The 13,565-nt window shown below is 22.7% G+C and carries 10 protein-coding genes and 1 tRNA gene; 7 read left to right on the top strand and 4 right to left on the bottom strand.

Annotated elements, in window-relative coordinates; translation table 4 throughout:
- Window positions 1-109: 109 nt before the first annotated feature.
- Both NPA14_RS00875 and NPA14_RS00870 read right to left on the bottom strand, forming a co-directional pair.
- Window positions 110-1,375, bottom strand: a complete 1,266-nt coding sequence (locus NPA14_RS00875; RefSeq protein WP_257076130.1) for a hypothetical protein — start codon at window positions 1,373-1,375, stop codon at window positions 110-112.
- On the bottom strand, window positions 1,368-3,437 hold the full coding sequence (locus NPA14_RS00870; RefSeq protein ID WP_257076129.1) for a S8 family serine peptidase: 2,070 nt from the start codon (window positions 3,435-3,437) through the stop codon (window positions 1,368-1,370). Before NPA14_RS00870 ends, NPA14_RS00875 begins: the two co-directional genes overlap by 8 nt.
- Window positions 3,438-3,826: 389 nt before the next feature.
- Here NPA14_RS00870 and NPA14_RS00865 point away from each other — a divergent pair, with 389 nt between their 5' ends.
- The 7 genes from NPA14_RS00865 to aspS all read left to right on the top strand — a co-directional run bounded on the left by NPA14_RS00865 (window position 3,827) and on the right by aspS (window position 12,888).
- On the top strand, window positions 3,827-5,062 hold the full coding sequence (locus NPA14_RS00865) for a trigger factor-related chaperone (RefSeq protein WP_257076127.1): 1,236 nt from the start codon (window positions 3,827-3,829) through the stop codon (window positions 5,060-5,062).
- Between the two features lie 10 nt (window positions 5,063-5,072).
- Window positions 5,073-6,686 carry an ABC-F family ATP-binding cassette domain-containing protein gene (locus tag NPA14_RS00860; protein WP_257076126.1) on the top strand — a complete coding sequence of 538 codons (1,614 nt, stop codon included), beginning with the start codon at window positions 5,073-5,075 and terminating at the stop codon, window positions 6,684-6,686.
- A gap of 99 nt (window positions 6,687-6,785) precedes the next feature.
- Window positions 6,786-7,607, top strand: coding sequence for an HAD family hydrolase (locus NPA14_RS00855; protein ID WP_257076124.1), 822 nt, complete (start codon window positions 6,786-6,788; stop codon window positions 7,605-7,607).
- Between the two features lie 114 nt (window positions 7,608-7,721).
- Complete coding sequence (obgE, locus tag NPA14_RS00850) at window positions 7,722-8,987, top strand: GTPase ObgE (RefSeq protein WP_257076123.1); 1,266 nt, start codon at window positions 7,722-7,724, stop codon at window positions 8,985-8,987.
- A 20-nt stretch (window positions 8,988-9,007) separates the two neighbouring features.
- Window positions 9,008-9,751 (top strand): pseudouridine synthase, encoded by a 744-nt coding sequence (locus tag NPA14_RS00845; protein WP_257076122.1) that lies wholly within the window; start codon window positions 9,008-9,010, stop codon window positions 9,749-9,751.
- A 124-nt stretch (window positions 9,752-9,875) separates the two neighbouring features.
- Entirely contained in the window at window positions 9,876-11,189 is a 1,314-nt protein-coding gene (gene hisS / locus NPA14_RS00840) for a histidine--tRNA ligase (RefSeq protein WP_257076120.1), read from the top strand.
- Window positions 11,182-12,888 (top strand): aspartate--tRNA ligase, encoded by a 1,707-nt coding sequence (gene aspS / locus NPA14_RS00835; RefSeq protein ID WP_257076119.1) that lies wholly within the window; start codon window positions 11,182-11,184, stop codon window positions 12,886-12,888. Before hisS ends, aspS begins: the two co-directional genes overlap by 8 nt.
- A 32-nt stretch (window positions 12,889-12,920) precedes the next feature.
- On the opposite strand, the gene NPA14_RS00830 is transcribed toward aspS, so the two are convergent.
- Both NPA14_RS00830 and NPA14_RS00825 read right to left on the bottom strand, forming a co-directional pair.
- A tRNA-Leu gene (locus NPA14_RS00830) sits at window positions 12,921-13,005 on the bottom strand.
- 43 nt (window positions 13,006-13,048) lie between these two features.
- Entirely contained in the window at window positions 13,049-13,531 is a 483-nt protein-coding gene (locus tag NPA14_RS00825; RefSeq protein ID WP_257076118.1) for a hypothetical protein, read from the bottom strand.
- Window positions 13,532-13,565: the final 34 nt, after the last annotated feature.

The raw sequence follows: 13,565 nt of genomic DNA, 5'->3' as shown, positions 1-13,565 counted from the left end.
TTTATTATGAATTATAAAACATAAATTATCCTGAGTTTACAAGTTTGTAAAAATAAAAACACCTATTAAATAAACTAGTAGTTTAAATAAAGATGTTTTTGTTTTTATATTATTTTTTAATTATTTGCGTGTTAATAATATAAGGAGAAAATATAATATTTTCAAATTTAGAATATTGTTTTTTATTATCTAAAGTATGAAAATATTTTTTAATTATTTTTTCAATACGAAATTCTTCTAGATTTTCAAAATCTTTAAATAAGAAAAATCTTAAAGTATAAAAACTGTCATAATAAGCATCATTTTCAGGAATTGCATCTGAAGGACCCAAATGCATTGATAAAGAATTCAAAATTAATTTTTTTTGTTCTTTATTAATGTTCAATGAAGTTAGACCATATTGTTGAGCATCATCAATAGATAAAACTAAAAAATGAGTATATTTATTATTATTTATAAATTCAATAAATTTATTGCTTCAAATTGTTAAATCAATTTTATCATTTTCAGAAAAATTATTATTTTTAATCTCTGCTATTATTTGTTTTAAATTGTCAATTGTTCCAATTTCGCCATTATAAAATTTTTCTTTTAAATCACTATTTTTTTTATCTTTAGCAATAATTGTTGGTGCAATAATTTCTATAACATTATTTAAATTAGTATTTTTAACATCAAATTCAATGTTATTTTTATTTCAATTTAATTCTCATGGTTTTAAATCTACATAAAAATCTTCTAAATTGCCATTATTAAATAATTCATTAATCTTAATATCAGAATAATTTAAATATTGTTTATATGATAATTGAATATTTTCAATTTTAGTATTTCATATTTTAGGAACCAACAATCACAATCTTTTTGTTTTTATTTTTTCATTATTTGACTGTGATAAAGTATTAAAATTAATATCAATATTAATGTTATTTTCTGCAGGTTTGAAAATTATATTTTCAATCATTTTATGATCATTAATATTAGTTTTAAAAATAATTTTTAAAAATTGATAATCATCAAGCGAATTATTTTCTAAATTCATTCAAGACTTATTTTGATATTTATCAATTATATAATTAATAAATCACGAATCGTTTTTATTTAAAATTATTCTATTATTAATTAAATCATTTATTGTATATAAATTTATAATATTGTCTAAATTATTTGGTTCATTTAAATTTTCTACAAATAACTTAAAAATAGGATTGAAATCAGAATTTTTGCTTATTTCATCTTTTTTAAAAATAATATCTCTATTAATAATATTATTTTTATTTTTTATTTCATTATATTGAGTTGTACAACTGGTTAATACAGTTACAGTTGATGTTAACGACAATAAATATCAAAAAATTTTTTTAAATTTATTCATAATTTTTTAAATAAGTCACAGCAAAAAATTGATTTGGATTAACTACGTAATGATTTCCAGGCAAAAAGGTATTAATTTCATATACAAAATCAGAATCTTCATCATTATTTTGATAATTTAATATTAAGATATTAGAATTTCTATCGTCAACGTAAGAAACAACTTCTTCATTACCATTTTTATCAATTTTTTTAAGTGTTAGAGCATGATGACTCATTCCCAATTCTTCATCTAATAAATAATCATCTCTGTATTCTTCTGAATAATCTAATGAATAATTTTTATTTTTAGCTTTTAAAGGAGGTATTTTATTAAATGAAAGAGAAATTTTTATTTTTTCTCCTTTTTTCATTTTTATTTTTTCTCCTTTTTTCATTTTTATTTTTTTATTTGATTTTATATCTTGTAAATCTTTTATGCCTGTGCCATTATGTATAAAATATTGATTATTATTAATAATTTCTAACATTTTTTCAAAATCAGGCATACCTGCTCCTGTTTTTAATTCTAATCCATTTTTTTTGAATTCTTTTTCTCCTACATTATTTTTTTGGGAAGCTCCTGTTACTAAAATAGATTTAAACAAAATAGGTTTTACGAAATTTGAGTGTAAATTAATAATTTTTTCCTGCCTTAAAAATAAAGAATACAATCCTGATATAATTGGAGCAGAAAAACTTGTGCCGGAAATAGGATTTTGTGTAAATAATTTATAGTCAGTTCCAGGTGCTACTATTAATGGTGAATTAGTAAATTCATTTTCTTTTTTAATTTTATATTGACTTGTTTTATTTAAAATTCATTTATTATTATCTAATAAAACAGCATTCCCAACAACTATAGAATTTTTTTCTAATTTATAATCTGGTATAAATTGTCCAATATTACCATAATTGCCAGAAGAAAAAATATGTAATATGTGATTATAGTAAAAAGTATCCTCTAAATATTTAATTAATGGTTTTGAAATTTTAGAAACAAGTCCTAAACGATAACTATGATTAATAACTTTTACATTGTTTTTTAATATAAAATAAATTGAATTAAATCATCCAATAAACATAATTTCTCTGCGTAAATCATCTTGAGTTATTAAACTATTAATTAATTTTTTATTTTTTGAATTAGTAGGTCATTTAACATTTCCCTCAAAATTATAAAAAGAAGAAAAATATATATCACTTCTTGGAGCAACGCCATATTTACTTGCTAAAATTGTAGCTACAGTCATTGCATGAATATCGGTTTCATTTGAAGTGCTATAATTAAAAATATTAGGATAATCATTTATATCGAAATTATTGTGTTGAATAATATTATTATCTGAAAAAATATCATGTTCTGTATCAAGATTTCCAGTTGTTTCTATTATCCCTACTTTGAAATAATTTTCATTTTTTAAATTCTTTTTATTTAAATAATTATTAAATTCATCACTTTTTAAATAATCAAATATATTTATTGCTTTTAAAAATTTATTTAATGATTCTTCTTTAATTTTGGTATTTTTATCATATTTTCTTTTATTCTTAGTTGCAATTATATTGTTATTTGAATCACTATTCTCAATGTTAACATTTCTAATTAATGATAAATTTTCAACTTTAGAATCATTAACTATTTTATTCAAAAAAAATATTTCATTTTTAGAGAATGGAATATAAGAATTTATTCAGATTCTAAAAGAAGTTTTAAAAGGAATTAATTCTAAATTGAGATTTGGATAAAGATTTTTAATATATTTTATAAATTCATTATTTATAGTTAAAATCTTATTAAAATCTAAATCATTAATATTTAAATTACTTTTTAATTTTATTAATGCAAAACTAACATTATTCATACTATTAGGATAATTTATTTGTATTTTTCCATCTTTACTTTTTAAATTTATTTCTTCTAATATTATTTTTTCATCAATTTCATATCCATTAATATTTTTATTGTTTTTTATTTTTGAATTATCTGTATTGGCTGATATAACGGTTATAAATGGTAAAAACAACAATGTAGAAAATATAGTAGGACATAAAAATAATTTTCAAAATTTCTTTTTTTTCATATTTTATTTTAACTTTAACATTTAGTAATTTAAATACTGATATGAAAATATTATGACAAAACTTTATTAATTATTTATATATTTATTATGTGTTTATAAAAAAAATTAATAATTAATTCAATAAAAATAGAATACTAAAAAATAAATGAATGCAATTTTTAATTAATAAATAAAATTGTCAAAGAATGAAAAATAAATATTATTACAATTAAAAAATTGAAAATTATTTATTATAGTTAATTAATTATTAAACAAAAGTTTTACAATAATAAAAAACTAAATAATCTTTAAAAGTACTTAGAATACTTTTTTATTTATTAATAACATCATCAACTCTTTAACTTATAATATAATTTAATGTAACTATTTTTAGTCAATAAAAGGAATTTATGAATACAATTAATTATCATCAAAAAAGCATTAAAATTGCTTTAGAAAAAAATGAATGGAAAAATTTACAAAGTAAAATACTTTTGGAAAATTTACAAAAACAACAAAAAGCTACGCCACAACAATTATTAAAACAAAGTATTGATAATGTTATTCAAAATCAAATTGATAAATTAAAAGAAGAAATTGAAAAAGAAACCAATAGTAAAAATATTTACAATCCTGTACCACCAACTGTAAATATTTTTAAAGGTAATGAAAATGAGTTAGAATTTGAATTAATTTTTTGCTACTATAAATTAGAAGAATTAGTTAATTTAAAACACAAAGATCTAACAAATGAATTTTTTTATCAAGAAATAGATTTAAATAAAATGAATCAAGCTTTCGAACATTTTATTAATAATTACCCAATTTTTAAAGATATTAATAGTGGTAAAGTAGAAAAAAATGATTTAGTTGAAATAACTTATCAAACTACTAAAGCTGAAAAAATAATTACTCCTTGAACCACAATTCAATTAGAAGCTAAGAAAAAAAATGATAGTTTTAATATTAATGAACTACTAATAGACAAAGAATACGGTCAAACTTTTGAAGTTAACGATCCAACTAATGTTCATTGAATTATTAAAATAAATAATGGTCAAAGAAAAGAATATACACAAATTAGCAACGAAAATATTAAATTAGTAAAAATAAAAGAAATTAAAAATATTGATGATTTAAAAAAACGTTTAATACAAGATTATTCTATGGATCATGCTAGTTCACAATTATTAAGATACTACAAACATATTATTTTTGAAATTGGCAAAGTTAATATTGTTAAATTTAGCAATTCTAATTTAGAATATGAAATGACCAATTTAATTAAGAAAAATCAACATTTAATTCCTAATCATCTTTTAAATAAAACCTTAGCTGAATTAACTAATGAAAATAATCCTCAATTAAAACATTTCTTAATTCAAGTTGAAAACAATGCTAAATTTGCTTTATTAACTAGATTAATTGAATTTTTAATTACTCGTACATATCAAATTACAATAAGTGAAGAAGAAGCAAAAATAGCTTATGAACATATTATGGCAACTAATATTAGCGATCATGTTTTAACAGTTAATGATATGGCTAATGTATTACATACTCAAAAAATTGCTTTAGTTTTGGCTAAATATAATAATCCTCAAATTTACGACAAAATTAGCCAAGATTTAAAACTAACAATTTAGAAAGGAATAAATGTTAGAAGTTAGATCATTAAGTAAAATTTTTAGTGATAAAAAACTTTTTGAAAACGTTAATTTAAAATTTACCGCTGGTAATACATATGGTATTATCGGTGCTAATGGGGCAGGAAAGAGTACTTTTTTAAAAATTATTTCTAATCAAATTGAACCTACCAGTGGGCAAATTTTAATAGAAAAAAATTGTCGACTAAGTGTTTTAAGTCAAGATCATAATGCTTATGATGATTTAATTGTTACTGATGTTGTTATAATGGGTAATACTGATTTGCATCAAATTAAAGAAGAAAAAGATGCTATTTATAATAATCCTAATGCTACAATGGAAGATTATACAAGAGCTAGTGAATTAGAAGAAAAATACGGTGAATTAGGTGGTTGAACCGCAGAAAACGATGCACAAGAACTATTATCTGGTTTAGCTATTCCTAAAGATAAATGAAATGAAAAAATGGTTAATTTGACAGCTAACCAAAAAATTAAGGTTTTATTAGCTAAAGCACTTTTTGGTAATCCAGATATTTTAATAATGGATGAACCAACTAACCATTTAGATTTAAGAGCTATCAAATGATTAGAAAATTTTTTAGCTGATTATCCTAATGTTGTTATTGTTGTCAGTCATGATAGTGATTTTTTAGATAATATTTGTACTCATATTGTAGATATTGATTACAATGAAGCTAAAATTTACACAGGTAATTATAGCTTTTGAAAACAAAGTAGTGAATTAGCTAGAGAATTAATGAAACAATCAAACGCTAAAAAAGAACAGCAAATTGAAAAATTAAAAGAATTTATCGCTCGTTTTTCTGCCAATGCTTCTAAATCTAAACAAGCAACAAGTAGAAAAAAATCTTTAGAAAAAATTACTTTAGATGAAATTAAACCTTCAAATCGTAAATATCCTTATATTAATTGAGATATCAATCGTGAACCTGGAAAAGATATTTTAGAAGTAGAAAATTTAACTTACATTGATGAAAATGGAAAAACTTTGTTTGCTAATTTGAACTTTACTTTAAGTAAAGGCGAAAAAATGGTTGTTATTGGTGAAGATGATATTGCTAAAACTAAATTACTAGAATGTTTAATTGGTAAAATTAAACCTAGTTCTGGAACTATAAAATGAGGACAAACAATTAAACATACTTATTATCCTAACGATAACAAAGAATTTTTTACTGAAGATATTACTATTATTGAATGAATAAGTAAATGACCATTATTAAATCAAGAAGAAGCTAATAAAGATGTTAGTGATCAAAGAATGCGTGGTTTTTTAGGTAGAATGTTATTTTCTAATGATGCTGTTTTTAAAAAGGTTAATGTAACAAGTGGTGGAGAAAAAGCACGATTAATGTTTTCAAGAATGATGTTATTAGAAGCTAATTTTCTTCTTTTAGATCAACCACTTGATCATTTAGATACAGAAAGTATTGATAGTGTTATTGAAGGATTAAAAAAATATCGTAGTGGCGCTATTTTTACAACCTATAATCGTGCTTTAGTAAATCAAGTAGCTAATGTTATTTTAGAAATTGCTCCTGATAAAAGTTTTATTTATCATGGCACATTAGATGAATACGAACAAATAATGAATTATTAAAAAAAATAAAATGATCAATTTTATTTTTTTTAATAAAAATTTATCTTTTTTAACTTTTGCATTAAAATATTAAAGGTTTAAACAAAAAGGGGGTTAAATATGAAAAAACAACCTATTATATTTAGTGATGTAGATGGTACTATTTATACCAGAGACGCATATGTATCTAATTTTAATTTAGATATTATTAAAAGAGATGATATAAGCTTTAATATTGCTACTGGCAATCCAATATGTCCAAGGATGTTAAAGTTAGCCAAATTAACTAATGCTGATTATGTAATTGGTTCTTCTGGTGTGCAAATTTATGATTTTAAAAATGCCAAATTTATAAAAGAAAAATATTTAGATAAAGAAACAGTTAAAACTATTTTTAAAATTTTTAAAGATTTAAATGTTTCAGCTGCTGCATGATCTAGTGAAATTTTTTATATTTTTAGAGAAGAAGATAAAGAATTTTTAAACAAAATTTATTTTAGAAGCGAAACTTTTGATCAATTTACATATGTAACTGGTCAAGAAACTGAATTAAAAAATGTTGCTAAAATAGAAGTATATTTTGAAGGTACTTCTAATGTCGATCAATTAATGCAACTTTTAGAACCTCTTGATTGCAAAATTATTAAAACACATATGAATATTGAAATTTTGCCTTATGGATCTTCAAAAGGTAGAGCAATTGTTTGAATGATTGATCATGTTTATGATGAAAATGTTACAGAAGATGATATTATGGTCATAGGCGATAGCGAAAACGATTTTTCAATGTTTAAACGTTTTTATCATTCATATGTTATGGATAATGCAAAAGCAGAAGTAAAAAGCAAGGCAAATAATATTACAAAAGCTGTAACAGAACATGGTTTAGGATATGCTATATTAGATTATTTAGAAAAATTAAATAAAAACAATAAAAATTAAAAATGCTTAAAAGCATTTTTTTATTTAAATTGAAAAATATTATTTTTAATTTAAATAAATTTATTAGTAAAATTTTAATAATACAAAATATGTAATATTTTGACGAGGATAATTATGGCAAGATTTATTGATCAAATAAAAATAATATTACAAGCTGGCAAAGGTGGCGATGGTATGATTTCTTTTAGAAGAGAAGCTCACGTTGATAAAGGTGGTCCCGATGGTGGTGATGGAGGACGAGGAGGCAATATTTATTTTGTAGGTGATCCTGGTAAAAATACTTTATTATCTCTTTATGGCAATAAAAAAATAGTTGCTCAAGATGGAATAAACGGTGGACCTAAAAATTTATACGGTGCCGCAGGAAAAGATACCTATGTTAAAGTACCCTTAGGTACAATTGTTTATCAAAATGAAAAAATTGTTGCTGATATTATTGAAGCTAAAGAATATTTGGTTGCTAAAGGCGGTCAAGGTGGCAGAGGTAATATGAAATTTAAAACAGCCCGCAATACTGCTCCTAGAATAAGTGAAAATGGAAGTAAGGGCGAAAAATACGAAGCAAATATTATTTTAAAAGTGATGTCTGATGTTGGTATAGTAGGCAAACCCAGTGCAGGTAAAAGCACATTATTAAGTGCTTTAAGTAATGCCAAAGCCAAAATAGCTGAATATGAATTTACAACGTTAGTGCCACAATTAGGCTTAGTTAAATATTATGATAATTCTTTTACTATAGCAGATTTGCCTGGTTTAATTAAAGGAGCATCTTTAGGTAAAGGTTTGGGGATTCAATTTTTAAAGCATATTGAAAGATGTCGTGTAATAGCACATATTATTGATTTTGGGGATGAATTCAAAGATCCATTAATTGATTATGAAACTATTGTTGAAGAATTAAAAGCTTATAGTTTAAATTTAGAAAAAAAACCACAATTAGTTATTGCTAATAAATCTGATTTACCAGCATTTAAAAATAATCTTAAATTATTTAAACATAAATATCCAAATTTACAAGTTATTGAAATTAGCGCAATTGAAAAAAATAATTTAGATGAATTAAAACAAACATTAACAAAATTACTAGAAGAAAATAAATTAATGCCAGTTGAACAAGAAAATGAAGAAAAAATTATAGAAATTAAATTAGAACCAGATTTTAAAATTTTACATCCTTATCAAGGTTTTTTTGAAATTATTGGTCCAAAAATAAAATTAATTTATGAAAAAAATCCTATTAATACTTATGATAATTTACTTAGATTTAATCAAAAATTAAAAAATTTAGGTGTTTGAGATGAATTATTAAAATTAAATATCGAAACAGGCGATACTGTAAGAATATTTGATTATGAATTTGAATGAGATGGTATTTTTTAATAGTAAAGGAAATTAATAAAATGAAACAAGAAAATAAAACTATTTGATCATTAGAAAAAGTTATAACTAATTACACAGAATATTCAAAAAAACAGGCCAAGGAATTAATAAAAAATAAAGTTGTTAAAGTAGATAATAAAATACTTACACAAAATGTTGATTTTATTTTAGGAACCAATAAATTAAAAATTAATGATATTAAATATATAACTGATGAATTTATCTACATAGCTTTAAATAAACCTAAAGGTTATATATGTACTCATGATCAAGGTGAAGGAAAATTAGTATATGATTTATTGCCTAAAAACTTACAAAATATTTCTAATTTAAACACTTTCGGACGTTTAGATAAAGATACTACTGGACTTTTAATTATTTCTAACGATGGCAAATTAAATCATAAATTAACATCTCCTAATAAACTTTGCACCAAGTGATATAACGCTATTTTAGATAAAGATATTTCTAGCGCAGAATTATATAAATTTCAAGAAGGAATTATTTTAGCTGATGGAACTATTTGCAAAAGTGCAACTGCCATTTATTCAAGTTCAAAAAATAAGAAAAATGAAGTTTTAGTGGAATTAGCAGAAGGAAAATATCATCAAGTAAGAAGAATGTTTGCAAGTTTAGGATATAAAGTTTTAGAGTTGAATAGAGAAAGATTTGCTAACTATTTTTTAGATAAAAAATTGTCTTTAGGCGAATGTAAATTAATTACTAAAGAAGATTTATTATCAGAAAAAATTACAATAATGTAAAAAAAGAAAACATAATATAAAATTAATATTATGTTTTTTAAATTTAAGTTATTAATTATTTTGACTATAAAATAAAGTAAAAAATTAATATAATATTAATTATATTAATTTCTAAGAGGTAAAGATGATTAACAAAATTAAAGGTACTAGAGATTTAGGCCCAAAAGAAGCTAAATTAATTGAATATATAAGAAGAGAATTTTTAGATAAAACTAAAGCTTATAATTTTAATTGAATAGATACTCCAATCATGGAATATGCTGAACTTTACAAAAGAAGTGTTCAAGGCAGTGAAATAGTTAAAAAAGAAATGTATGAATTTTTAGACAAATCTAATCGTAATATAGCATTAAGACCCGAAGGCACAGCGGGCTTTGTAAGAGCTTTAGTAGAACAAAAGTGACTTAACAATGTAAAAGTGACTAAATTTGCTTATTTTGGACCAATGTTTCGTTATGAACAACCTCAAAAAGGTAGATATAGACAATTTAATCAAGCAGGAATTGAATTTATTAGTGAATTGAATCCTTACAATGATGCTGAAATAGTTATTTTAGCAAATGAAATTCTTACAACTTTAAATATTAATTTTAAATTAAAAATTAATTCAATTGGCACTTTAGAAGAAAGAAAAATATACGAACAAGCTTTAAGAGAATATTTATTACCTTTTAAAAATCAATTAAGCTCATTAAGTCAAGAAAGATTATCTAATAATGTTTTAAGAATACTTGATGATAAAATAGATTCTCAAAAGGAATTTGTGCAAAAAGCTCCTAAAATTTTTGATTATTTAAATAATGTTTCTAAAAAATATTTTCAAGAATTTATAACAATTTTAAAAAATAATCATATTAATTTTGAAATTGATTATTCTCTTGTGAGAGGTTTAGATTATTATGATCAAATAGTTTTTGAATTTATTAATATTGCAAAAAATTCAGCAGCTCAATCAACACTTATAGGTGGTGGTAGATATTCTAATTTAATCGCTCAATTAGGTGGACCTAATGTTTCAGCTTGTGGATGAGGTTTTGGAGTAGATCGTTGTGCAGACGTAATTTTAGAACAAAATAACAAAATAAATTTAATGGAAGATTATTTAGATGTATTAATTGCTTCTACTACTGAAGAAAATTTACCTGTCTTGTTTTCATTAACAAATGAATTAAGAAAATATGGTATTCGAACAGAAGTTATTAAAAAAGTTGAAAAAAATAAAAAAATTTTTGATAAAGCAAATAAATTACAAGCTAAATATTTAATTTTTAAAGATAGTTTCGATACTGAAAATATTTATGTAGCAAAAGATTTAATCAATAATGACAAAATTAAATTTGCTTATACTGTAGATGGTTATGCTGATTTATTAGAATTTTTAGCAACTAATATTGAAATTTTAGAAAATCTGGAATTAGACGAGGATGAGGATGAATAGCAAAAAATATAATAATGCTCAAATTAATAAAAAGCATTTGAAACAAAATATTACTGTACATGGGTTTGTTGCTAATAAAAGAAGATTTGGTGAGTTAACTTTTATTGATTTAAGAGATAAAAGTGGAGTAATTCAATGTGTTTTTGATCAGGATATTAAAGTTAATAAGGAAAGCACAATGCAAATTTATGGAGAAGTTGTTTTAAGAAAATCTCCTAATTTAAATATTCCTTCTGGAGAAATAGAAATTAAAGTTAAAAATTATAAAATTTTTTCTCAAGCTAAGGAAGAATTACCTTTTGCTATAAGAGATGACATTGAAGTTAAAGAAGAAACTAGATTAAAGCATCGTTTTTTAGATTTAAGAAGACCTAAAATGCTTCAAAATTTACTTTTAAGAAATAAATTAATACAAATAATTAGAAATTATTTATATGATAAAGAATTTTTAAGTATAGAAACACCTGTTTTAGCAAAAAGTACTCCTGAAGGAGCTAGAGACTATTTAGTAGCCACAAGAAATAAAGCACACTTTTGAGCATTGCCACAAAGTCCTCAATTATTTAAACAATTATTAATGATTAGTGGAATTGAAAAATATTATCAATTTGCTAAATGTTTTAGAGATGAAGACGGTAGAAAAGATCGTCAACCAGAATTTGTTCAATTAGATATGGAAGTTGCTTTTACTAATGTTGAAGATTTCCAAAATCTCATAGAAGATATGTTTTATAACGTCTTTAAAACTCTAAATATAGATATAAAACCTAATAATTGATTACGTTATGATTATTTTGAAGCAATTAAAAATTATGGTACAGATAAACCTGATTTTAGATATGGTTATTTACTTCAAGATATTGATGAATTTTGTTTAAATACTGACTTTAATATTATTAAAAATGCGCAAGCAAAAAGAATGCTTTTTGTTGATAATATTATTAATAAAAAAGACTTTAAAGATTTAGAGGAAATTGCTCTAAAAAATAAAGCTAATATACTTTTTTATTTTACTGTCGAAAATAAAGAAATAATACATTCTAATTTTGCTCATAAGGTAAAAGAAGAAGTTTTGAAATTAATCGAATTAAATGATTATAAAAGTGGTTCATATTTTATTGTTGCTAACACTTTTAAAAATGCTTCACAAGCTTTAGGAGCTGTTAGAATAGCCTTAAATGACAAATTTAAATATGCAAAGGAAAATGAATATCATTTTTCATGAATAATTAATTGACCTATGTTTGAATATGATGATGATAATCAAACTTGAACAGCAGCACATCATCCTTTTACTCAATTTGATCATTCTTTAGATGAATTGGATAAAATTAAAATGGAAGACATTAAAGCTAAATCATATGACTTAGTTTTAAACGGATTTGAATTAGGCTCTGGTTCTGCTAGAATTTTTGATAAAACTACTCAAGAGAAAATGTTTAATTTAATTGGAATGACTAAAGACAAACAAGAAAACCAATTTGGTTGATTTTTAAAAGCTTTTGAATATGGAGTTCCTCCTCATTGCGGAATTGGTTTAGGTATTGAAAGATTGCTTATGATTTTAACAAAAAGTGAATCAATAAGAGATGTAATTGCTTTTCCTAAAAATGCAAAAGGACAAGATATGTTAATGGATGCGCCAAGTTTAGTAGAAAATGAGCAACTAAATGATTTATATTTAGAAATTAAAAAATAATAAAAACTACCTTTAAGGTAGTTTTTATTATTTGGTGCCCAAGACAGGACTTGAACCTGCACGGGTTGCCCCACTAGATCCTTAGTCTAGCGTGTCTGCCAATTTCACCACTCGGGCATTTTTACATTTATATTTTAACATATAAATGTAAAAATTAAAATTAAACATAAGCAATAATTATACTAATAATTAATAAAAAAATACCTACAAAAAGACAAATTCCAAATGCTAAATCATTTACTTCTACAGATTTTTGTTTTTCTAATTTTGCAATTTTTTCTTCTAGTTGTTTAATTTTTATTTTGCTGTTAATTTCATTTGAATGTTTTCTTTTTTCTTCTTCTAAGTCAAATTTATATACTTGTAATTTACGATTTTTAGTTTTTTCTTTTGAATTTAAATAAGTGCGATTATATAAAAGCATTGCTAAAATATTAAATACAATAATTGTTGATGAAGCACCTAATAAAGAATCGCTTCATAAAGTTATATGATTATATGAATTAGAAATATTATTGATATTCTTAAAATAAATTCCTAAAGCAATTGCTAAACTTATTAAAAATAAAATAATTTCGAAAATAATTTTTTCTTTAGTAAAAGCTCTTAACAATTTATATCTAAAAGTATTTTTGTTAAACATAAATAAATTATAAATAAAAAGACACTTTTATTTA

The organism is Mycoplasma sp. 1018B (genome assembly GCF_024582675.1).
In the GTDB taxonomy this organism is placed as follows: domain Bacteria; phylum Bacillota_I; class Bacilli_A; order Mycoplasmatales; family Metamycoplasmataceae; genus Mycoplasmopsis.
This window is presented reverse-complemented; position numbering and strand designations above follow the sequence as displayed.